Annotated in this window: 17 protein-coding genes and 1 tRNA gene; 7 read left to right on the top strand and 11 right to left on the bottom strand. The window is 41.9% G+C overall.

The window, feature by feature from the left end; genetic code table 11:
- Window positions 1–19 precede the first annotated feature (19 nt).
- On the bottom strand, window positions 20–814 hold the full coding sequence (locus ON05_RS11010) for a PspA/IM30 family protein (RefSeq protein WP_010475003.1): 795 nt from the start codon (window positions 812–814) through the stop codon (window positions 20–22).
- Window positions 815–1,380: 566 nt separating this feature from the next.
- Here ON05_RS11010 and ON05_RS11005 point away from each other — a divergent pair.
- Entirely contained in the window at window positions 1,381–2,025 is a 645-nt protein-coding gene (locus ON05_RS11005) for a DUF6940 family protein (RefSeq protein ID WP_010475001.1), read from the top strand.
- 10 nt (window positions 2,026–2,035) lie between these two features.
- On the opposite strand, the gene ON05_RS11000 is transcribed toward ON05_RS11005, so the two are convergent.
- The 4 genes from ON05_RS11000 to ON05_RS10985 form a co-directional block, all read right to left on the bottom strand.
- Window positions 2,036–2,872 carry an aminoglycoside 6-adenylyltransferase gene (locus ON05_RS11000; protein WP_010474999.1) on the bottom strand — a complete coding sequence of 279 codons (837 nt, stop codon included), beginning with the start codon at window positions 2,870–2,872 and terminating at the stop codon, window positions 2,036–2,038.
- Between the two features lie 118 nt (window positions 2,873–2,990).
- Window positions 2,991–3,974 carry an aldo/keto reductase gene (locus ON05_RS10995; RefSeq protein ID WP_010474997.1) on the bottom strand — a complete coding sequence of 328 codons (984 nt, stop codon included), beginning with the start codon at window positions 3,972–3,974 and terminating at the stop codon, window positions 2,991–2,993.
- Between the two features lie 23 nt (window positions 3,975–3,997).
- Entirely contained in the window at window positions 3,998–5,134 is a 1,137-nt protein-coding gene (locus ON05_RS10990) for a citrate synthase (RefSeq protein ID WP_010474994.1), read from the bottom strand.
- Between the two features lie 156 nt (window positions 5,135–5,290).
- Window positions 5,291–5,363, bottom strand: a tRNA-His gene (locus ON05_RS10985).
- 717 nt (window positions 5,364–6,080) lie between these two features.
- Here ON05_RS10985 and ON05_RS10980 point away from each other — a divergent pair.
- The 3 genes from ON05_RS10980 to ON05_RS10970 all read left to right on the top strand — a co-directional run bounded on the left by ON05_RS10980 (window position 6,081) and on the right by ON05_RS10970 (window position 10,310).
- Window positions 6,081–6,338, top strand: coding sequence for a hypothetical protein (locus ON05_RS10980; RefSeq protein ID WP_010474992.1), 258 nt, complete (start codon window positions 6,081–6,083; stop codon window positions 6,336–6,338).
- A gap of 1,223 nt (window positions 6,339–7,561) precedes the next feature.
- Window positions 7,562–8,896, top strand: a complete 1,335-nt coding sequence (locus ON05_RS10975) for a hypothetical protein (protein WP_010474988.1) — start codon at window positions 7,562–7,564, stop codon at window positions 8,894–8,896.
- 709 nt (window positions 8,897–9,605) lie between these two features.
- Window positions 9,606–10,310 (top strand): peptidylprolyl isomerase, encoded by a 705-nt coding sequence (locus ON05_RS10970; RefSeq protein ID WP_139025850.1) that lies wholly within the window; start codon window positions 9,606–9,608, stop codon window positions 10,308–10,310.
- Between the two features lie 39 nt (window positions 10,311–10,349).
- Here ON05_RS10970 and ON05_RS10965 read toward each other — a convergent pair whose 3' ends face one another.
- From ON05_RS10965 to ON05_RS10950, 4 genes are all read right to left on the bottom strand, one after another.
- Complete coding sequence (locus ON05_RS10965) at window positions 10,350–13,502, bottom strand: peptidase domain-containing ABC transporter (protein ID WP_010474984.1); 3,153 nt, start codon at window positions 13,500–13,502, stop codon at window positions 10,350–10,352.
- A gap of 34 nt (window positions 13,503–13,536) precedes the next feature.
- A complete protein-coding gene (locus tag ON05_RS10960; protein WP_010474982.1) occupies window positions 13,537–13,956 on the bottom strand; it encodes a HetP family heterocyst commitment protein in 420 nt (139 codons plus the stop codon).
- Window positions 13,957–14,333: 377 nt separating this feature from the next.
- The gene (locus tag ON05_RS10955; protein WP_236618998.1) at window positions 14,334–15,872 is read right to left on the bottom strand and encodes an HlyD family efflux transporter periplasmic adaptor subunit; all 1,539 of its coding nucleotides are present in this window, start codon (window positions 15,870–15,872) and stop codon (window positions 14,334–14,336) included.
- 1,750 nt (window positions 15,873–17,622) lie between these two features.
- Complete coding sequence (locus ON05_RS10950; protein WP_010474980.1) at window positions 17,623–18,399, bottom strand: serine aminopeptidase domain-containing protein; 777 nt, start codon at window positions 18,397–18,399, stop codon at window positions 17,623–17,625.
- Between the two features lie 96 nt (window positions 18,400–18,495).
- Between ON05_RS10950 and ON05_RS10945 the strand changes: the two genes are divergently transcribed.
- On the top strand, window positions 18,496–20,778 hold the full coding sequence (locus ON05_RS10945; protein WP_010474979.1) for a DUF5682 family protein: 2,283 nt from the start codon (window positions 18,496–18,498) through the stop codon (window positions 20,776–20,778).
- Window positions 20,779–20,791: 13 nt separating this feature from the next.
- Here ON05_RS10945 and ON05_RS10940 read toward each other — a convergent pair whose 3' ends face one another.
- Window positions 20,792–21,973 (bottom strand): hypothetical protein, encoded by a 1,182-nt coding sequence (locus ON05_RS10940; RefSeq protein ID WP_010474978.1) that lies wholly within the window; start codon window positions 21,971–21,973, stop codon window positions 20,792–20,794.
- A 183-nt stretch (window positions 21,974–22,156) separates the two neighbouring features.
- On the opposite strand from ON05_RS10940, the gene ON05_RS10935 reads away from it, so the two are divergent.
- Window positions 22,157–22,939: an ATP-grasp domain-containing protein gene (locus tag ON05_RS10935; protein WP_010474977.1), complete on the top strand. Its 783-nt coding sequence runs from the start codon at window positions 22,157–22,159 to the stop codon at window positions 22,937–22,939.
- 71 nt (window positions 22,940–23,010) lie between these two features.
- Window positions 23,011–23,847: a PhzF family phenazine biosynthesis protein gene (locus tag ON05_RS10930; RefSeq protein WP_029315280.1), complete on the top strand. Its 837-nt coding sequence runs from the start codon at window positions 23,011–23,013 to the stop codon at window positions 23,845–23,847.
- Window position 23,848: 1 nt separating this feature from the next.
- Here ON05_RS10930 and ON05_RS10925 read toward each other — a convergent pair whose 3' ends face one another.
- On the bottom strand, window positions 23,849–23,983 hold the full coding sequence (locus ON05_RS10925) for a hypothetical protein (RefSeq protein ID WP_255345095.1): 135 nt from the start codon (window positions 23,981–23,983) through the stop codon (window positions 23,849–23,851).
- Window positions 23,984–24,020: the final 37 nt, after the last annotated feature.

Raw genomic sequence — 24,020 nt, 5'->3', positions numbered from 1 at the left:
CCAGTCTACAAGCCCTGATTTAGATTTGATCCAGCTTATTCCGCAGTTCCTCAAGCTCTGCATCCACAGGGGTTTGTTGCTGAGGAGTATCCACAGCTTCAGTTGTAGAGGCAGGTAAAGCTTCTGGTGCTGCAGGCGTCCCTTCTAAAGCAGGCGGTTCTGCGAGTTGCGCTTTTAACATGGCTAGTTCTGAATCCACGTCACTACCCGCTTCTAAACTGGCAAACTGACTATCTAAAGTATCCCCTGCTAATTCTGCGATTGCCTCAGACTGGGCCTCCATTTCCATGACTTTCTCTTCCATACGCTCAAAAGCACCAATGGCTCCTGAGGTATCCACTCTACCCATGGCTTTGTTGATCTGCTCACTGGCTTTTGCCGCCCGGGCACGCGCTTTGAGCATCTCTTTCTTAGTCTTGGCTTCAGCAATTTTGCTTTCTAAAGCGGTCATGTTGCGCTTTAGGGTCGCCACTTGATTGGTGGATTGATCCAGCTGGGATTTGAGACTATTGGCCGTATCTGTGAAGGTTTGCTTGCGAGAAAGGGCTTCGCGAGCCAAATTCTCATCGCCTTTTTGGAGGGCAAGTTGGGCGCGACGATACCATTCGGAAGACTGAGTTTGGGCCTGATTATATTGCTGTTCAACCCGCTTTTGGGCTGCGATGGACTGGGCAACGGCTTGGCGCAATTGCACTAAGTCTTCTCGCATATCCTCAACGGTTTGCTCCAGGATTTTTTCTGGATCTTCGGCAGAGCTGACAACTGCATTGAGGTTTGAACGAACAACCCGACTAACGCGGTCAAATAATCCCATGACTCGGTTTTTCCTTAAAACAATAAACTTCTATGACAATCCCTGGTTTAAGACTAGCGAAGCTTTAGGTTAGCGAGGAGATCTATCCCAAGGCTGTTGCCTATTTGAGTGGATCGATCTGCTTTTTACATGTTACTTGGCTTCCTTGTTCATTGAGGCGAAATAAGCAGGCTTGTTATAAATCCAAATGAGTTTGCTTGGATAATCAGTCTAAGTTTACCCACTTCAGATACTGACCAAAGCAGTATTAGGTGAGAAACTTGGTTATCCGTGCACTATTATCAGCAGAAAGACTAAAGCCTTAAAGTAGATTGCCATCTGCATTCTAGCAATCTCATCTTAAATACTGATTGAAGTCGTGAACAATTCTGCTGTCACCGCAATTTTCTTAATGTGTGTGGGCAACAATTCTGAATGGGTTAGGATTACTAAGCTTGAGCTATAGAAGCGCTAGAATGTGTCCCTTTAGGATCAAGATAATGATTCTCTTCTGAGTTCCTGATAATACTGCCTCTAAGATTTTGATTATTCTCGATGCGTGACTTTGTATAGATTGAAAGAGCTAAATGGATCAAACCATTGAAATGATTGCCCAATCAGACAGTGGGCATTTAATTGCCTATGGTCAACTGTTGAACCAGGGAAAAACTCAACGGACTACAATCACCTTCAATGGCGCTCCTCTAACCTGGTATCAGGCGATTGAGCTTTGGCACCAGGAGGTCGAATTTCGATCGCTGATCACTCAAGTTTTACGAGATAGCCCCTATTCAGCATTCTTTTGGGAAACGCCACCTCTCACGCCTGCTAGTCTCCATCAGCCTTGGGAATTTGTTGTGGTGAATGCGCCGAGTTTGGCCAAGGTTTCGCCGAATCCCCAACCATTTGCCCAGTATTTAGAACGAGGAGACGACCCCATTCAGGTGTTTGCCAATTTAGGAGGAGATGCGATGTTGATTTCACCCCGTGCCCTGGGTCCTTTGCCCACCTATACGCATTTGGCAAACTTTCTTCGTCAGGGGCCACCGGAGCAAGTGGATGCCATGTGGCAGATGTTAGGGCATACCCTGCAAAAACTAATGGGTGATGCTCTTAATATTCGTACTGCTCCTCTGTGGGTGAGTACGTCGGGTCTGGGAGTTTACTGGCTTCATCTGCGGTTAGATGATTTTCCGAAATACTATACCCATCGCCCCTACCGAACTGCCTGACATCAGAGTTCTAACTTTGGTCTTGCTCAACTTGCTCAATACATAAGGTCTCAATCGTATGGATCCAAGCTAAGTCAGTGGTGATGTCTCGTTGAAGGTTAAAAGTTTGCTGGAGCTGGCTGATTTGGTGATGAAATAGTTTTAGGAGTTTGAGTAATGCTTTAAGTAGTAACACTCGTTCTAAGGGAGAGTATGAAGAAATTAACGCTTCAACACAGGGGTGACTCCCCCGACGTTCGAAATGGGATGCGCCAGTAGAAGGAGCGCCCTGATAGTAATCATCGAACTGCATTAAGATGGCTCTCAAACTATCCAGTTGAGATTGACTGTAAAACAATTCATCGCGCATAATGCGTCGATAGATTTCCTCTGAATAAGCCAGCCCCTTGCTGATTAACCGATCAATTTCTCTATGATCGGGGGTGAAGCTTAAGCCTTGAGATGCCTGAATCACCCCTTCAATCAAGTTTTGAGGATCGTATATCACGTGTATGGGTAGCAGAAACCAAGGAGAGGGCTGCAGCTTATGGACATCGAAATATAGAACATCAATTTTGTTAAAGGGCTTGAAGTGAGAGACACAAACCCAATCATTGCCAGCCCACTCGTTATATAGCCAATCCCCCCACTGTTGAGGAGCAGTAAAACGTTCTGCTAGAAAATGTCGATATAGATGCGGTTGCACCACCACTCGAAAATCAATATCTGAATATTCATCAGCTGATGCTGATGCAACAGAGCCTTGAATATAAAGGGCTTCAACCCCTTTCTTGCCTAAAAAATACTCAACGATATTGTCTAACAACTGTTGGCGTGCCCGGTTGAGTGTATTGGCGTTGATCCCCATATTAGATGGATGAGTTGTTTTGAAAAGGTAATCACTGATGATTATTAAGCTGAAAGCAGAGGATATGCAGTGGGATTCCCTTTCAGAAAGGAGTTGAGTATAGCCGCAAGCATCTCCTCTAAGCCCATTTTCGGAAAAATGAGTGGTCTTCCCAAGTGGCTTGAGTTCGTTTTTCAATGTTGGCTAGGGTCGCCACATCAAATTCTTGGAACGCTTGTGCAGTTTGTATATTCGCGGTCAGTTGGTCTACCGTTTCTGCCGCGATGATACAGGTATGCACGCCGGGTTGAGATAAGGAATAGCCCATGGCTTCTGACATGCCTGACAACACGCCAGGACGCAAGAGTTTGCCGTAGGCTGGCACCTTCATGGCAATCACTCCTACCTGCTGCTGGTGAGCAACGGGTAATACGGATGAGATAAAGGGGCGAGGATGGTGCACATCGGCAGCGTTGATGGGAATTAACGTGGTGTCAAACGGGTAGCGGTTTAAACCTTCAATGATGATCTGAGGTTCGTGGTGGCCCGTAATGCCCGTGAACTTGATAATGCCTTGGGACTTGGCTTCTTCCATCGCCTTGATGGCCCCATTCGCACTGAAAAGGGTTTCGATTTCCTCGGCAAAAGACACATGGTGTAATTGCCACAGATCTAAGTAATCAGTGTTGAGGCGTTTGAGGGACCGTTCTAATTCCCGCCAGGCGCCATCGCGATCACGTTTAGCTGTTTTACTCGCTAAAAAGATCTGAGAACGGTATTGCGGTAAGACTTTTCCCAAATAATCTTCACTGGGACCGTAACTGGCTGCCGTATCAAAATAGCGAATTCCCAAATCCCACGCCTGCTGAATCATGTCTACAGCCTCTTTTTCAGCGCCGGGCTGGGAAAGGGGTGTTTGGCCTGCGCCTCCTAAACCTAAAATAGGCAATTCTATACCTGTTTTTCCTAGAACTTTTTTAGGTATAGATGAATTTTTAGGTGCAGAAGAGGGCGGGACAGAGACAGAGCGGCGGTCTTTGTGCAGCAATAGGCTGCCTAGTAGGCCCCCTGTCGCTGCGAGACTACTGAGTAGAAACGTGCGTCGTTGCGTTTTTGGGCTCATCGTTCTCTCCTGAGAATAAGGAGCTACCGATCCACCACAGGAATATAGGGCTGATCATGTTGTCCCATATAGATTTGGGAGGGACGGTAGATCCGGTTGGTATCGAGCTGTTCTTTCCAGTGGGCCAGCCATCCGGCGACCCGAGCAATGGCAAAAAGAGAGGTAAAAATATCGGCGGGAAACCCCAGTTGTCTAAAGATTAACCCAGAATAGAATTCCACATTGGCATGGATTTGACGATCGCCAAGGCGTTCTTCGACGGCTTTTTCTAGGGCGAGGGCAATACCGTAGTAGCGATCGCATCCATAATTCTCCGATAACTGTTCCGCCAAGCCTTGCATAATTCGCGCTCGCGGATCTTTGACCTTATAAATGCGATGCCCAAATCCCATAATTCGCTGACCTTGGGCTAATTGCTGATCCAAGTAGGGCTTTACATTCTCCACAGAACCAATATCCGTTAGCATCTGCATCACTTCTTCATTGGCACCACCATGGAGTCGGCCGCCCAAGGTGCCCATTGCCGAGGCGACAACTGCATAGGGGTCTGTCAGCGTTGATGCAGTGACTCTTGCCGAAAAGGTCGAGGCATTCATCGTATGTTCGGCATGAAGAATCAGACACTGATCGAAAATATGGGCTTTTTTCGGATCAGGTTCTCGCTCACTTAAAAGGTATAGGAAATTGGCGGCATAGTTAAGATCATCCCGGGGACGAAGGGGATCATTGCCCTTCCGAATATGTTCAAAGGCTGCTACGGCGGTAGGGATCTTTGCCAGAAGTCTCACCACTGCCCTCCGAATATAGGCTGGATCATTTAAGGCCCGCCGAGAATGATAAAGCCCCAAAGCAGCCACCGTGGCCTGGACAGCATCCAAGGGATGCCCCCGTTCTGGAAAGCATTTCATCATATCTACCAAACGGTACTTGATACGCCGATGGTGTATGACCTCATACTGAAAGAGATCCAAATCTTCAGGAGTGGGCAGATGGCCCCAAATTAATAAGAATGCTGTTTCTAGGAAATTACTACGTTCGGCTAGCTCTGTAATGGGAATGCCTCGATATTCCAGTTGTCCCGCCTGACCATCCACATAGCTAATTCGAGATTGGGCGGCTGGAATTCCACCTAAGCCAGGCACATAATCACAAGTTGTCATCTGCTTTGCTCCGATGGGACTGATTTTATCCTGCTGCCAATAGAATCGAACTCTAATGCATCTGGCAGGCTATGTCTTTACTTGCTAATTACAGATATAAGCCGCTATCCAAACAGAAGAGAATACGGCTCAACTTTTACTAATAATGGCGTTCAGGGCGGACGATGGGAATCGAACCCACGAATGGTGGAACCACAATCCACTGCCTTAACCACTTGGCTACGCCCGCCATTGCGTATTTGAATATAGCATTTAGACCTTAGATCGATCCAGGTTTCTGGCAATCGATATGAAAATTCCCCATCATGACGATAAGCCTGATGGTAGTTGGCAACCGACTACTAGAGGAGAATGGCTTGATGTGAATGAACGGTGTAGTTCTCCCTGATTCTATTGAACTAACCTTGTAGCAGAAACTGGCCTACGGGGCTTAAAGTGCTTGGTCGGGTCCATCAAATATGCTTCGCCATGTAATGCTGCGTACATGTGAGCTCCATTTCCAGGGTTTTGAGAGGTTAACTGTGTTGATCCAAAATATGAATCGCAACGCAGTCTAATGATGAGCTAAACGTATGGTTGGCAATGACTGATTTTAATCTTTACAAAATATGTGCCATTACATTTTGCGATGAACAACAAGACAGCAAGGCATTCTGAATGTTGTATGACGGTGTCAAAATATTTATGCCAATTTGGCAACATGATTTTATTCTTCCTTCCTATAGTAATTTCAGTAACGAGCTAATCAAGGTTTTCTCCTTCAGCTTGCAATAAGCATGAAACCGTTAATTTATTGCTCAGAAATTTTGGATATATGCCACAGATTTCGACAATATAATTAGGTTTTAAGTTTAATTTAAAGTTTTAGGACAAAATCAAAGAAACTAGGTTATATATCTAGCTTTCTGATAAAGACTAGCTCAATAAATACAAGAGGAATAGATTGATGATTATCTCTGATTTGAATTACTGTGAAGCTGTTACTGAAGGTCTTGACAAAATTGCTGGCGGGAGTTTCAGCAAAAAAGTTCACTTAAAATTCGTAGTCATTAAAACTTTTGGTAAGCCTGTAGGTAACATCGCTAAAGCTGGTGCAACTGCAGATGCTATTGGTCCAGGTTCTTTTAGTGAGGCCACTACTACTACTACTACTGTTGCTGGGTATGGCTCTTCATCCGCTGCTAGCTCAACTTCTGTTTCCTAGGATAAGCAAAACTTAACCATAAGTTTTGACTGACACAGTGATCTGTGAAATGAGTTGCTGGAGGCTAGGCTACTAGATTACTTTCAGCAACTCATTTTCAATTAATTCAGTGAATAATAAGTTTGAAAATAAGTAGATCAAGCTTGATATAGATCGGTGAATTTATGCAGCTAAATTTTATTTCTAGATCTAATATATGGCATGCTTAGCAATGTTTATATGCTGAAATATAGTTGAGCTTCCATAACCTCGCCTACTTACACTTAATTATGTAGTGAAAATTAATATATTTACTTCTAGTTAAAAGCGGCTATTTTTCATGGCTAAGTATATTCTCTAAAGTAAGTAGATTACTTTGTGGAAAATTGATTAATAGTGTTGACGTATGATTAAATCTAGGCAATTGCAAGAAATGTTAGAGAGCATGAGTAGCAGCTCTAGTAGTTCTTCTTCAACAGCTGAGTCAAAAAACAACGGTGTTGTTAGCCGTGCGTCTGCTAAAGCCACTTCATCTAAAGCAGGAAGTAAGTCTAGTTGCTCAGAATCATTTAGTGAAAAAAATGCTCAATCTAGTTATGCTAGTGCGTCTTCAACAACAAAAACCTCTGAAATTAATGCTCAAACAGATACTTCGTGCTCATAGGTATTTTAGTGATTTAAAATCGTAGTACTTAAAAATTAAAGCTTAAGTTTCTAATTTAGAATATTTTCAGATAAAACTAGTAAATCATACTCTATGTTTGACGTTGGAGCTTATCTTATATGATGCAAACTTAAGCTATAAAAAACATAGGGATTGAGACTTATTATTCAAAGTTTATATCTAGTTCACTTAGATAAAGAAACTATTTTAAAATGCTGAAATTGATCTCAGTCTTGAACTAAATAATATATATAATTTTTGATCTGAGAATACCTTTATTTAAGGAATTTATACAAAATGTATTGTATAATACACTTGAGCGCTTAATGGCATTAAAAACTTTTGATGATAAATGTCGTGAATCTATCTAAAAGATTTTTCTTTGATGTTTTTTGATAGAGAGTTGATTTTTTGAAATTTTATTGTGTTGATAAAACTGAGCTTGTCTGATTCTTTGTCAGATATCAATTTTTTGACTTCAAATCTATAAATATTAGATCCTCATTAAAGGATCTAATATCTGAGATAAGAACTTTTTAAAACTGTGTTCCAAATAAAGTAATTTAAATGATTTAGATTTATGCGAAGACTTAACTTAAGCAGAATTAGATTTACAAATCGTGCAGATAAGGTTGACCCTGGAGTCACGATTTTTAACCCTAAAAATTCCTCTGTTAAAACTCTACGAGGACGTGACTCCCTGATAGGAACTTCTTCTCTAAATGGTGATTTTGGCTTTGGTGTTTTGGTTGGTGTAGGAGCGCAAGATTTTGGTTCGCTTGCTTCATCAACTGAGTTTCAGGCTAACTTTAAGCTTCGAACTCAGGGGATTAATAACAAAGGTACGATTGAAACGAATAGTGGCCAGGATGTAATTAAAGGGACTGCTTCAGCAAATCTATCCGTTTCAACCAATACAGTAGCGGAAGCAATAGCCGTTGCTAAATTTGTTGATACAAGCGTCATTACTCAAGTGCTAGCATCTTTGGGGATTGAAGCGAGTGTTATCGGTATCAATAATTCTAGGGCAACTATTAAGACGGGCCGTGGAAGTGATGCCGTGGCGGGCCAAACCGAGGGAAACATTTCTGCTACGGCAACAGCTTCTGTAGATGCATCAGCCATTGTCGAAGCGATTGCTGGTGCCCCTATTTCTGATGAGTTAATCGCATTTGCCAATGCCATTGCTACCAGTTTAACGACTGCATCTATCTCGGCCACAGGGATTAAGAACAAAAAAGGGTATCTCTCTACTGGGCCAGGCAAAGATAAGCTGACGGCTACTGCAACTACGCAATCTGGCACTTTTGCTGGAACGTCTAGTTCTACTTTTTCTAGCGCGCCCTCTGAAAATCAAGCATTGGCTTTAGCCGTTGCGGAGGCGGTTGCGGTGGCTTCTGATATTGCGATCTCAATCGATAATACAGGCGGCAAAATTACCACAGGGAATGGGGCTGATACGATTATTGCCACTGCGGAAGCGACTGGTAAAGCCTTTGGAATTATCAATACTGGCGGTGTAATTAGTACTGGACAAGGAGCGGATCAGATCATTGTTCGGGCTACAGGGGAAGAAGCCTATGGCCTTTATGGTGGAAGAGTAAATTTGGGCGCAGGAAAAGATTCATTAACCGGTACCTTTGGTGGCGGTGTGGTCGTCAACGCAGGGACAGGCAACGACTTTATTGATGGTAGTGCTGGTGATTTTGGAAACGCCACATTAAGAGGTGGAAGAGGTCAAGACACCCTCAGTCTTGCGAGTAGCCTGACAGATTTTTCTGATATCAGTATTGGTGCAAATACTCAAGTTACATTCAATCTTGATGGTATGACGCTCGTTACTACGGGATTTGAAGAATTTATTTTAGCAGGTGAAACGTACACTCTCGCTGGGCTTGCAAGCAATCTACCATAATATTTCAAGCTAAATAGAGTAAGTGAGAACGCCAAAGATGTTGTTAGAAATGCCTTAGTCTCCTTAGCTCATATTCTCCGCTAGGAATTTTTAATCTATTTTGGATAATTGGGTTTTAGCACAACTACCTATTCCTTTCAGATTGAAATAAGGCATAGCTTGCATTAGACCTCTTGCAATATTCGTTCCATGATGTGTTACTAACTCAATTTATGCTGCGATCTGACTTGGGTTTTTAGTTCGCTACCATATCGTTAGCTGAATTATGCAAGAGGTCTATTGATACTAGCGATAACAGAGTCGTTGAATATCCGAGGGTGCCATTGATAATAGCACCCTCGGATCTAGTGTTGGGATTTGATGAATAACGCTTTCCAAGAAACTTGTTTAATAAAGCAATAAGTTGTTCTATTGATATAGATTTCTTGGATCGCTTACTGAATATAGCTTTCAGGTGATGATGCTTTCAGTAATCTTGAGAGAACTATCTTCTGATTTTTTAGCTTAAGCAAACTGATATTTGGCTAGCTCAGCACATAGTATGCCCATGAGTGATTAAGCCTTACGTATGTTTTATAGCTATGGAATAATTGCTTTAGAGAAGATATATACAAGTATTTAGCAAAAAAAATAGAAAAATTTTCTATTTAGTATTTCCTACTGAATGATGACTATAGACTTTCGCGGAATTCCAATTGAGATAGCTGAGGTGCTAGAAGCACTCAAGCAAAATATGAGTCTAGTAGAGGTCTGCGAGCAAATTCTTAAACAAAAAATTATTCTTCAAACAGCTGATTCTCAAAATATTACGGTTACACCTGAAGAAATTCAAAATGAAGTAGATGAGATTCGCCGTAATAAGCATTTGGAGAAGGCATCTGATACGATGGCTTGGCTCAATGAGCAAATGATTACCCCAGATGAATGGGAAATTGCAATTCAGAATCACGTGCTTACCAAAAAATTGGCTAAACATCTATTTGAAGAGCAAGTAGAACCTTTTTTTGCTGAAAGACGATTAAATTTTGATCGCTTTGTGGTCTATCAAATTAGTCTTGACTGCCAAAATTTTGTACAAGAGCTATTTTATCAAATTGAAGAAGAAGAAATTAGTTTTTACGAAGCTGCGCGACTTCACAATCTTGATCAGAACGCTCGCTATCTGTGCGGTTATACAGGTCAGAAAAATCGTTTAAGTTTTCCCCCAGATATCGCTGCAGTTATCTTTCAAGATCCCTTACCTATAGGGATTCTACTAGGTCCAATTCAAACAGAAGATGTGTATCACCTCTTAAGGATTGAGGAACATATTCCTGCAGAGTTAACGCCTGAGTTGAGGCAAGAAATACTTCATAGTTTGTTTGATGAATGGATCAATAAAGAAATTGAGTACGTTATTAATATGAAAGGATGAAAATTCTGTTAGATATATCAGTTTATCTTTTTAATTCTCTTACAGCTCTAGTTGTTGCTGAGCTAAGTAAAAATAGAGCCCTTGCTTTTTGATTAGCTCTTCGTGAGTGCCTTTCTCAACGAGTATTCCTTTATCCAAAACAATGATGCAGTCAGCATTGCGTACTGTTGAAAGTCGGTGAGCAATAATAAAAGTTGTCCGCTCTCGCGTCAAATGCTTCAAATTCTCCTGAAATCTTCGCTCTGATTCAGTGTCTAGGGAACTGGTAGCCTCATCAAAGATGAGTATAGGTGGCCTCTCCAGCAATGCTCTGGCAATAGCAATTCTTTGCCTTTGACCTCCAGAAAGATTAGTACCCCACTCACCAACTTTGGTGCTGTATCCGAGAGGAAAAGACTGAATAAAAGCATGCGCTTCTGCCAGCTTAGCAGTTTCAATAACCTGCTCTAAACTAATTTTGGGTTGATGGAGCGTAATATTTTCTTGGATTGTTCCTGAAAATAAAAAGCACTCTTGTTGAACGACCCCAAGCTGGGAACGGAGTGATTGAAGCGATAAATGATTAAGATCGTGTCCATCTATCGAAATTTGGCCACTGGTAGGCTGGTAAAGCCCTTGAAGTAACTTGACTAAAGTACTTTTGCCAGAGCCACTACGCCCAACTATTGCTAGAGTTTGACCTTTGTTAACCTCAAAAGAGATATTTTGGATCGCATTTCGCTCTTCTTCTGACTCATAGCGGAAGGTGACATTCTCGAATCGAATATTACCCTCAATATTGGGTAAATTAACAGAAGACTTTTGAGATGCTTCTTCTGGTTGATAATCAAAAATATCATTTAGTCTTTCAACAGATATTAAGACTTCTTGTAATTCGTCCCATAATCCGACTAAAGCAATAATAGGACTGATAACATTGCCTTTCATCATATTAAAAGCAACATATTGGCCAACCGTGAGTTGATCTTGAATAACTAAAGTTGCTCCAAACCAAAGTAGAGCAGTTCCGCCAATCGTGTTAATTAGGCTACTCAATATACCTAGATTAATCGCAAGTTTTTGCCCTTTAAACTGTATATTGAGTTGATGCGTTAATTTATCTTCCCAACGCCACCGGAATTCTTGTTCTACAGCAACAGATTTAACAGTAGAAATACCGGAGAGCATTTCTACTAACGTAGAGTTCTCATCGGCAGTCGCATTAAACTGCTCTCGAGATACTTTGCGAAGCAAAGGAGTTGAAACTAATGTCAGTATGATGATTGGGGGAATAATTGCTAATACTAATAATGTAAGTTGCCAGTTATAGTACAGCATCAAGCATAAATAAATGATCCCCGTCACTACATCTAGCCAGGCTAGTAATACCTGTCCTATTAAAAATTGCTGAATCTTTTCATTCTCTTGAACTCTTGTGATGATATCTCCGACTCTGCGTGATTCAAAAAATTTGATAGGTAAATTGAGAGTATGTCGGATTAAACCGCTAATCATTGTCAAGTCCAACCGATTAGCGAAATAGTTTAAGAGATATGTGCGAACTGCACTTAGCCCCATACCTGCGATGCCGAATAGCAAAGCACCGATGATCATCACATTGAGAGTTGTTTGGCTCTTACTAACGACTATTTGGTCAAGAATTATTTGAGTAAATAGCGGTGAAATAATGCCAAAAATTTGAATTAAGATAGACGCTAAGATGATTTGCAGTCCTAAAGAGCGATACGGTAAAAGTAGATTGAAAAATCTACCTAAAGAGCGCTTTTCACCAGGAACTGCATATAATTGTTCAGTTGGGTCTAGAAGAAGCGCAAAACCAGTCCAGCTCGCTAAAAATTTTCGGCGTGATATTTGGTATTTACCTTTTGCTGGGTCAGCAGCTAAAACCTTGTCTCCTTTAACCCAGTAAACAACAATAAAGTGGTCTCCTTCCCAATGTGCAATCCACGGATTAGCTTCATCGGCTAAACGATTTAAACTGGCTCGTACAGGTCGGGCATGGTAACCAAGAGATTCTGCGGTACCCGCTAAATGTTTAAGAGAAGTACCTGAACGCCATACACCGGTTGTTTCTCGTAACCAACTGAGACTAAATCGTTTGCCCCAGTACTGACTAATCATGGCCAGACAAGCAACCCCGCAGTCAGATGAACTTTGCTGCTCAATAAATGGATACGTGTTCCATAGAGTGCGACGAGGTTTTAGCGGTTTAGGGAAATCAATCTGTTGTGGATGCTCTATGTTCTGTGAAATGGACGATAGATTAGACTGACCCTTTCTAACTCTCTGAGGGGTAGACCGAACCAAATTTCGCTTCCAAGATTTAGTGCGTTCAGTGTTGTAAATTCTACGAGGGTTAGCATTTAGTGATGTGGTGGGTGATGGACGACTGTCTTTCTCCAGCAAGGTCAATTGTGGCGCAATGGTGGTGGCAGCCTCCCAATTTTCTTTTGGTAATTGATATATTAATAATTCAGTTTCACTAGAGCTACTGACCTCAGTCGTGTCTGGATACCCCCAAGTAAATCCAGGGTGAGATTCTTGATCCTGAATCTGACCTTGCTGTAGCCAAAAACGACCCAAGTCAGCAGGCGCTAATTCAGTAACAGGTGTGCCAGGGAGTATTTTCTTCTCTACGATATATACACAGAATTTTTCTAACTTATGGGTTGGCAGTCTATTTAAGCTTGTAAGGGTTTTAAAGAAGATTAAACATTGGCGATCTTGAATAGTTGTAGCTAAATGACCTTGTAGCCTTGGTAACTGTGCTAAAAAAGGTTGCAGTACCTTAAAAGAAATCTTTGCAATCTGTGCTTCACTCGCAGCGAATGCTTGGTAAGGTAGACTGGCCTCACGGTAATTTGAGTCACCTCCAAAAAAAACACCCTTTTCCAATAATTGAATGGATAAATTTTGAGCTTTTTCGGAGCCAGCACTTACAAGCCTAATTTTCCCTTGAGTTATCAGATATAAATCTTGGTAATTATCCTTTATTTGAGTAGTGAATTCATTGATGTCGTAAACAGAATCTCCAAGTTGTAGATCAAGTATCTCAAATTGAGCACTTAGCGCACTGATAACAGGATCTGAGTGCGATATGTTGCTTATTTTAGATAATAGACTGGGAAGCTTAGATAGTTCCACTGGAGTTTGAAAAGGGTGGTTGTTATCTGAAATCCTTAAATTATCCATCTGAACTTAGATTCATGTTATTCAGGTTTTTGTGCTAAAGGTTTGGATTACTGATCTTTTTATTCCACATAGTAAGATAGTTTTTGGCTAGCCAGTTATTGCTTGTTCCACCTGTTACCTGAGTTGATTTTTCTCGAACATCTTCTAAGTATTCGAGATCTTGCATGTATCTGGGTGAGTTTGACTGGGCTATAAGTGACTTGGGCTCAAATTCTTTACAGCTCGCTTTGTCTTTAGATGTTTGATAACTCAGTAGGCTTTCTTTTTTGATTAATCTGTTGTAAGTGCGATAAGGAATATAGTGAAGTGGGTTATATCCCACAAAACGCAGCATTAAGACGCAAGCCCAAGAATATTTCCCCATTAGTATGGCTTCAATCACTTGATTGAATTGTTCGTAAGTGATTTGTTTATCAAAATCAGTCCCAGAGTGAGTAGATAAGTGATGATTCATTCTATTAATCCAATTTTTTGATAAAGCGATACTGTAACTGAAGTTATATGATTCTATGCGTACTGATTCTTAGATGAGTAGTTTAATTTATGGTGCATTTTGATGGGTCATGAGCCTATTTATCTTGCTTCTAATTTTCAAAAAGTTTATTGAGATATATTGATTCTTTTCATGAAAAATAGAGCTTGAAGGAAAATAAAAATCTTTTGGCATAATATTTTGCTTTCCCTTGATCTTATTTGCTGTGATCTATAGATGGATATTTGCATTTTATAAATTAAGATGAAAACTACTCGAGAGCTTTTCAGTAGTCAGAGATGACTGAAAGAAGATGATGTATTCTATTTATTGATTAAGAGATGAGAATTCAAGCAATGTTATTTTTTCGTGTTGCCACTCTTCAATTGCTTGATTGGATCTAATAAAACATCGATAATACGACGCTGACGGATAACAATATTAGCTGTTGCCGATTGGCCAGGCCTAAATTTAATTCTCTTGTTATTGTCTACGATGTGATGACGCTCTAATTCAACTTCAACTTGGTAAACATTTCCTAGCTTCGGATCATATTTTGAGTCTGATGAAATTGAGGATACCTTACCTGGTACTACCCCATAATCTTGATATGAATAGGCATCAAATTTAACTTTCGCTGGTTGATCTTTCTTAATAAAGCCTGCTTCCTGATTGGGTAAAACTGCAGCAATTATTAAAGGAGTGTTGTGAGGTGCAATTTCAGCTACAGTTTGCCCTGAATTGACTACCTTACCTTCATTCTTTAAATTAAATGATAAAACAACACCATCAATAGGTGCTTTAAAGAGCTTTTGGTCTAGAGTTGCTTTGGCTTTGAGCATCTGATTCTTTGTTTCAGATACTTTAGTTCTTGCTTGGGTAGTTTCTAGTTTAAGCTGATCAATTTTTTGGTATGCTTCTAGCTTTAGTCGAGTTCTTTCCGCTTTATTCCGATTTAACTCTGCTTTTAGTTGTTCAACTTGTCGATAAGCAGAATAGAGCTCTCCTTGATCTTCTGTCATTTTTGCAGCAAGAGTTCGCATCGATTGCTCATTTTGAAAGATTTGCTGGCTGACACTAGTAATGTCTTGTAATTTACTTTCTGTGATCTGACTCTGAACTTGACTAAGATTTTGATTGGCCTGGAAGACTAATTCGCTAGAGATAGCACCTTGCTTTTCCAACGACTTTAATTTTTTCACACGACCTTGATTGGATTTGAGATCTAGCTCTAATTGCTTTACTCGGGATCTTGATAAGTTTGACAAGAGTTTTAAGCGTTTATGCCTGGCATTGTAAGCATTAATCTCTTGCTTTTGTTGTATTAGCAACTGAAGTAGAGTATCCGCCCTATCTTCAGCTGATTTTATGGCAGACTCTTGACCCAAATTCTCTGAGGTAGAAATTTGTTGATGAGTTTGAGCTTCTAAGTAAACTTTATTGAGTAGAGATTGTTTTTGCTTTAGCTCTTGTTCATAGCTAGATAGCATTTGTTCTAATCGCTTGACTTCTTTTTTATCTAAAGAAGTATCTAATTCAGCGATGACTTGTCCAGCTGTAACAGTTTCTCCTTCTTTGACTGCAATTCTGCTGACCTTCCCGATTGCAACAGACTCAACCTTATAAGTCTCACCTTTTGGGACTAGCTTTCCTTTTGCCGTCCCTATATCTTCTATTTTTCCTAGCCAAGCCCAGCTGAGAAAAGCAAGTAAGAATACTACTCCGCTCAAAATAATTCGGAGAGGCATCTCTGCCGGAGGCTGATCTAGGAGTGATTGTAATGATGCAGACCAATCAATAATGTCATTATTTTTATATGCAAAATTTCGTATTTTAGGCTGATTTAAGCTTGATCTTTGTTCGTTTTTTTTGCCTAATTCTTGATCAGAAATAGTCAAAACCTTTGCCCCCAAAACCTTAATTTATGAAAAATACCCTACTTTATGACATATTTTTGTTCAAAACATTTTTATTTTAGACAGAAAATGATTTAGGTATATCGAAAATTTAATATTTTTTGGTTTTTTTGAGTGGATGGCTATTTAAAAAAATATTTTCGTACACAAAAAAGTTTTAATAAATTTAATGTGATTAGATTGAGAAATTCGGGAGTAAGAATAGCCCTAAAACGATTCCCTTTTTTTGGTTAGGGATACGTGATTACTAAATAAAGGCAACCTTTTCTAGGCTTGATACTTTTACCATTAGAGGATGAAATGTTATTATCCACCCTTGGATAGAAATAATTATGCAGCACTATTTGACAATCCCTATAGTTTTCTTAAAAAGCCTTGGAAAACTTATAAGCACTGTCAATTTACATTTTGAAGTTGATATCTCTATATTGATTAGAGCTAATGCATGTTGTAGTACCTAACTAGATGACTTAGAACAATATCCTCTAGATGCTTCAATCAATCTTATGCACATAATCCATGGCTATACACCATTTCTATATGTTTAGAAAAGGTGGTCCTAGCCATTGCTCTTTAGTTCTGATTACTTTCATCTCTCTTCACTATTTATGTGAAAAGCTGAACAAATAGTTCTTTGACCGTGGGCTTGGGGAATTTATTTGAACGTAGCAGATTTAAAAAATCTATAAGTGTAAGAATAGTCTAATGTAGAAAATTCTTGGTTCATATATCAAACAAACTAAAAAACATTCTATCTAGATTGCTTATGAACTTATAGATTAATCATAGCTCAACTAGATTAGATTGATTTTTTGACTTTGGCAAACACATTTTGAATCTACCTTTTGTTTGAGCAATTGAATAGTTTTTCTTTACAAAAGTTATCTAGGTTATTTTATGTTTTATTGATGTCATATGTTTTTATATGACTTTAAATGACAGGTAGTTATTATTATTTTTTTAATGGATATTCAAAAACATTTATGCTTTTTATATCGTAAAACAAGAATTTTGTAAAATTAAATTGATAAAGCCTGGTAACTGCTTGACTACTCAGTGCTTAGATCCTATAGGTGACAGTAGTTTTAGGAGATTAAAAAAATTGCATGAGGTAATAGTTTAAAGCTAAAACCATTATTTAAAGAGGATTATTTTATCGAAGCCTATACTGATTTAAATCAAATGCTTCGTTAAGAAGAGTGCAAAAAATGTAATGTTCAACCTCAAAAAGGAATAAAAGGATATAGGCTGATTCGTTGTATCAGATTAGCTAAACTGTTGATTTTGCAATGAGATTATAATTTTATCGATAAATAATTCTCAATGGTAACTCTTGTAAATGCTATATAAATCAAGCTAGGTGTATTGATAACTATGGATGATGCGTTTACTTCATTCAGCCATGATAAATAGACGCTTGGCGCTAGATTGATCATTTATCTAATTATTGATTACGGCTCTCCTAGGCAGGCTTCAACTGAAAAGAGCATTTTAATATCAGTAATATTTGATGCTTGAACTAAAGAAAGGTTAGATTCAATATATATTTAACTCTTAATGATACTAGTCTTGATTTTAGTAGTAAAAACTATCTCTATTATTTATGCCCACTTAGGGCTAATGATTCAGAGGATAACATAAAATATTGCTTGGCTCTGTTGACTATAAACTTTATTCACTTGATGCTTGCTTCAGTAAATAAATCTGGATGATGGAATTATGTAATCCTTTCTCAGTTTGCTTTTTGAGTATTATAATCTCTGGTTAAAAAATGAGTTAAGACTGGTAAGAATGAATTTGTATTCTCCCAGGGAACGCGATGTCCAGCGTGCAAAATAGTGCGATGATTGATGGATGAACAATGACGATCTAGCTTTTGGCCAACTTGGCAATAATGCATGTCTTCTGACCCTGATATATACAAAATTGGAACGTTGAGAGTTTGTAAATTTGGGAGGAGATTGTTTTGGTGTCCCTTGGAGAAGATCTGAAATACCTGTGAAAGTTTAATGCGAGAAAAATCTTTTTCTAGGACTGGATAGGTAGGCTGGCGTCTACAAAATACGGGGAGTGAATTCCACTCCTTGATTAAGTTTGCCCACTTATCATGCAGGAATTTGTTGCTCCAAGCTTTATCTCTTTGGAGACAGCGGTTGCGATCGCACTCTGATTCCAACCCCGAGTCAGCACTAATAATGATGGCTCCCTGCCATAACTCAGGTTGATGTAGCAGGGCATGAAACGCTAACCGACCGCCCAAGGAATAACCCAGTAAAAAACGAGACTTAAATGAATGGGGTTGAACCCGTTGACAGAAAAGGGCTGCCCATTCCTCTAAAGAGTCTCCTGGACTGTCCCATAGATCTTCCAAGAAAATGGAGAGATTGAACTTTGGGTCGATCGCTTGATGAAGTTGCGTTGTGATGGGGTGCCATACTTTAGGGGTTTGGAGGTTGCCATGAATCATCCATAACCCAACCTCAGACCGCACAATAGATTTTGGTGACATGATGCTCAGTATATGATTTCTCTCAGCCCATCGAAGGGGCTCTGTAATCACATTGGATGTTGCTAGCCCTGCATAGATGCTCAATTAAGCCATTAAATGTCTACACTGCACCTGTTTGGAATTCGACATCATGGACCTGGCTCAGCTCGGAGTTTGCGCCAGAGTTTAGACAGTCTAGAGCCTGATTTGATTTTGGTAGAAGGGCCGCCGGATGCGGCTGGCGTGATTGAGCAGATCGTGAGTCCGGACATGAGTCCCCCTGTTGCCATTTTGATCTATGCACCGGAGCAACCTCAGCAAGCTGTCTATTACCCCTTTGCTGTTTTTTCGCCAGAATGGCAGGCGTTAGACTATGGCCTGCAACAGCAGATTCCGGTGCAGTGGATGGACTTACCCCAGACCCATCAACTGGCCTTGCGGCAACAGCTCGATCAACAGTTTGAACCGCCCGAGGCGGATGGTGATGCCGGGAATGTGGTTCCTGAATCTTCTCTACCCGAAATTCGGCATGATCCACTGTTTTGGTTAGCCCAAGCGGCTGGCTTTAATGATAGTGAACGCTGGTGGGAGCGGATGGTAGAGCAGCGGTCTGAAACCACTGATCTATTTCCCGCTATTGTAGAAGCGATGTCAGCCCTGCGATTAGAGCTGGAAAAGGACCATCCTCTGGATCTCAATAACAACCGGGATTATCGAGAAGCTTTACGAGAAGCCTATATGCGGCAAACCATCCGCAAAGCTAAAAGAGCAGGACATGAAAAAATTGCGATTATTTGTGGGGCTTGGCATACGCCTGCTTTGGCTGAACCCTTTCCACCTGCTAAGCAGGATTCGGCTTTACTCAAAGGCTTACCTAAACTGAAGGTGACCTCAACTTGGATTCCTTGGACTTATGAGCGGCTAGCGAATCGCAGTGGCTATGGCGCTGGGATTACCTCACCAGGGTGGTATCACCACCTATGGACGGCATCGGATCAACCCACCGTCCGCTGGTTGACCCATGTGGCCCAATTGCTACGTCAGGCTGAGATTGATGCGTCGTCAGCTAGCGTGATTGAAGCCGTGCGGCTGGCCAATTCTCTCGCCGCGCTAAGGGACTGTCCCACACCGGGCTTGCCGGAGCTGAATGAAGCGGCCCAGACGGTCCTCTGCTTTGGGGAGGAACTACCGTTGCAGTTGATTCATGAACGATTGATTATTAGCGATCGCATGGGGCAAGTCCCAGACGATACGCCGATGGTGCCTTTACAGGTGGATTTGCAGCGTTGGCAGAAGAAGCTGCGCCTTAAACCTTCGGTTACGCCCAAAGAGCTGTCTCTGGATTTGCGCAAGCCGAATGATTTGTTGCGATCGCAACTCTTGCATCGGCTCAATTTATTAGGGATTCCTTGGGGGCGCCCTACCTTTAATCGCGGTAAAGGGACTTTTAAAGAAGCCTGGATATTGGAGTGGCAGCCTGAGTTTGAAATTGCCTTGATTGAAGCTGGGCAGTGGGGCAACACGATTGAGGCTGCCACGACCGCTTATACCTGTTATCTAGCTGATAATGCTGCAAATCTGCCGACCCTAACCGAGCTATTGGATCAGGTTCTCTTGGCCGATCTCCCAGACGCGATTACCCAACTCATGGCCCGGTTGCAGACGGAAGCTGCGGTTGCCAGTGATGTGGTGCATCTGATGTCGGCCTTACCGCCCTTGGCCCAAATCTTGCGGTATCGAGATGTGCGTCAAACGGACACAGATGTTGTGGCCCATGTGGTGGATGGCCTAGTCACTCGCATCTGTATTGGCTTGCCAGGGGCTTGTGCGTCCCTGGATGATGACGCGGCGGCCATGATGGATAAACAAATTATGGCGACTCATAGTGCGATTAATTTGCTCCAAAATCAGGACCATCAACAGATGTGGTGGCTGGTGCTAAAACAACTGGTGAATCGAGAAACTTTGCATGGATTGCTGGGCGGTCGTTCCTGTCGGTTATTGTTGGACGGGGGACAGTTTGAACCATCAAGGGCGGCCCAACAGTTGGGTTTGGCGTTATCCCTAGCGACGGAACCGACCCAAGCTGCTGCCTGGATAGAAGGTTTCCTCAAGGGCAGTGGCCTTTTGTTGCTCCACGATCAGGAGATTTGGCAGGTGCTCGATCAGTGGGTTTGCGAATTGGCACCGGATACTTTTGTGACGCTGTTACCGTTGTTGCGACGAACCTTCTCAACTTTTCCAGCGGCAGAGCGGCGACAGATGGGTGAACGAGTCATACAAGGCGTTGTGGAGACTGGATTACAGGGCTGGGAATCGGAGGTATTGGACTGCGATCGCGCTGAAAAAGTTTTACCTCTCATTGCCCAACTCCTCGGACTGTCTGCACACAATTTATAAGCTCAGCGATGGGCTACTGATGTTGGATCGCGTGTTGTGCCTGATCTCTTTTTTCCACAATATCTTGTCTATTGAAATCATCTGCTAAAACGTTGTTATAGGCTGAGATGGCAGCCTTATAATGCTTGAACTGGACTAGCAAATCTCCATATTGACTCCAAGATAGGTCATCATCTGGATCAAACTGAACCAGGTGTGGATAGGTCTGAATGAACGTTGCATGGCAGTCTTCTACTAAAGAAAGCCTCAATAATTCAAGGTTGAATTCTCTAGAAAGCCGTGGATTAGGATTCACGGCTAATCGCAAATCATCGATGTAGTTTTGCAGGGTAGGTTTACACTTCCTAAAAGTTGGAACATGATCAAAATATCCAGTCAAAGACGCTTCGCCATCACTTGAAAGACCAAGGTGTATCTCAAAACATCGTTTATTTTCTGGGTGAGTTCGACTACGCAGCTCTCGGAATTGGTGAATGAGTGGCTCTAGCAACGTCATATGCTCACTCCTAATCGCATTGCAATATTCCTCAAAACAAGATCCTGCTATTTGTATTGCAAACTGCTTATATGCAGATTTTTGTGGGAAGTACGGTGACATAATATTGGCAATCTGCTGATTAATCTTTTTCTCTAGGGGATCAGCCTTTTCGTATTGCTGCCAGTGTTTTTTGTCTAACCAATCATTTAAATCAGGGTGATGTTTACCTGGATCAAAACTTAGTTCTTCACAAGTTCTGGGGGTAATATGTAAGCTCTCACGTAGCCATATATCAGCTTCATCAATCCAGCCATTATCGGGACGGGTCTCAAAGGAAGACCGATCATAAACATCCCAAAAAGTGTTCTGAATCATTCTTTCTAACAATTCTTCCAGAGAGGTGGCAAGAACCGTGCCTCTATAATCAATAACGGCTACGATAGGCGCATTTTCAGGAGAACAGCCCTCATAAAACCAATATCCAATGCTCATATCTCCGCTGTCGAGTATGAAAAAACCGAAATACTCAGCTAAATCGCTACCATTTTTGATGTAGTAGTCATCAAAAAATTCACCTAAAAAGAATGGCCCACAAGAGTTATATCGATATTTTTGGTTGAGAACCGTTAATAACTCCACTAGTCGCTCAGGTAAAGCGATTGATAGGGGAAAATATTGCCGAATACTTGGTAAATCAATAAATCTATCGTTTTCCATCACCAAAGTGTCATCAGTTGAACCGAAGAAATAGCCGTTGCCAAAGCAGCTGTTAATACGTCTGATAAGCTGATTATTCCCCGCAATCCAGTCTTATACCAAAAGGTATTTAATGTGATGGGATCTCTCGCTTCTATAACCCTTTGAAGCACCACCACTAGAAACCTGTTCTCGCATGTTGCTATGAGAATTCTCTATCCTTGCAATCCCCTTGAACCCAAAGAACCCGATCAGCCGTTTATAGATGAAGGTGTGGCAGTTCAAAAATTGGGAATCCCTATTTCTCTGTTTGCATATGATGATTTGAGTTTTGGCAACTTTAAGCCGCAACCCCGTATTGAGTCTGGTGAAACGGTTTTGTATCGCGGCTGGATGTTTAATCTCACCGCTTATCAGGAATTTACCGACTTCATCCGCAAGAGAGGGGGAATCCCCATGACCTCAGCCACAGACTATGCCCTGTGCCACCATCTCAATCAGTGGTATTCAGCCTGTGCTGATCTCACCCCAGAAACACGGTTTCTGGAAAAAGGCTCCAACTATCTGGAGCAAATCTCGAATTTGAACTGGGACGCATACTTTATCAAAGACTTTGTGAAATCCAACACCGATGCCCAAGGGTCCATTGCTTACACCCCAGAACAAGCCGTCAACATTATCCACCTAATCGAACAGTATCGGGGAGAGTTGGAAGGAGGTGTTGCTGTTCGCAGAGTTGAGCAATTTCAGCCCCAATCAGAGCAGAGATATTTTGTGGTCCATGGCACTGCTTATTCCCCAACTGCAGGTGTGCCAGCCATCGTTGAAACTGTAGCTCAACGAATTGATGCTCCCTTCTACTCCGTTGATATTGCTCAAACGTTAACCGGCCAAGAGCGGATTGTAGAGTTAGGAGATGGTCAAGTCTCAGAACGCAAAACTTGGCCCCCCGACCGATTTGTCAAAATGCTTGTGCAGATAGCTTAGCGCCATACGATTGGCTTGCTTTTTTGTCTTTGCATAAGCGATTATCTGCTATTGCCCTAAGATCCAACCCTATGACTGACTCCTCACTACACCTACTTTCTGCTTTTACCACTGATCCAAAGGGGGGGAACCCTGCGGGAGTGTGGATTGGCGATACCCTACCATCCCCAGAAACCATGCAGCGCATCGCGGCGGACGTGGGCTTCTCTGAAACAGCATTTGTAGCACCACAGACTGGGTTTGAGCGGACGGTTCGTTATTACAGCCCGGAAGTAGAAGTGCCCTTTTGTGGCCATGCCACAGTGGCCACTGGAGTGGTCCTAGGTGAATTGAGTGGTGAGGGAACGTATAAATTAGCAACGACTGTAGGGGAAGTTCCTGTGGCTGTTAGTGTCCAAGAGGGGCAATGGCAAGCTGCTTTAACGTCCGTAGAACCCACCCATGCCTTAGCCTCGGATGCATTAGTAGCGGATATTTTATCTGCCTTGGGTTGGCAGTTGGACGAGTTGGATTTGTCTATTCCGCCTGCTCGAGCCTATGCAGGGGCGTGGCATTTGGTGTTGGCTGTTGCCCAAGCAGAGCGGCTGGCTCATTTGGATTATGATTTTGACCAACTCAAAGCCTTAATGCAGCAGGATAGCCTGTTAACGTTACAGCTAATCTGGCGAGAAAGTCCTAGCGTTTTTCACTCTCGTAATCCCTTCCCAGTGGGTGGTGTGGTGGAAGATCCGGCAACGGGAGCTGCAGCCGCAGCTTTAGGAGGGTACTTACGGGATGCCCAGTTAACTTCTGTCCCTCATCAGATTGTGATTCGCCAAGGAGAGGCGATGGGGCGGCCTAGTCGGCTGGTGGTGGATATTCCCGCTAGTGGTGGGATTGTTGTGAGTGGAATGGCAGTGCGCCTTTAAGTTAGCCCCGTTTGAGGAGAAGGCGTAGCGGTTCCAAAGGCCGCACAGCAATATGGCGACTCAGTAGAACATCATTGATTTGTAACGGTTGTACAGCCTGAACTATCTGCTGTTGCCAATCGCAACAACAACCCATGATCACATTCACTCCAACGACCGCAGATCGTATCCTC

The sequence above is a fragment of the Acaryochloris sp. CCMEE 5410 genome (genome assembly GCF_000238775.2).
In the GTDB taxonomy this organism is placed as follows: Bacteria; Cyanobacteriota; Cyanobacteriia; order Thermosynechococcales; family Thermosynechococcaceae; genus Acaryochloris.
Note: the sequence above shows the minus strand (reverse complement) of the source record. Positions and strands in the feature narration are given on the sequence as shown.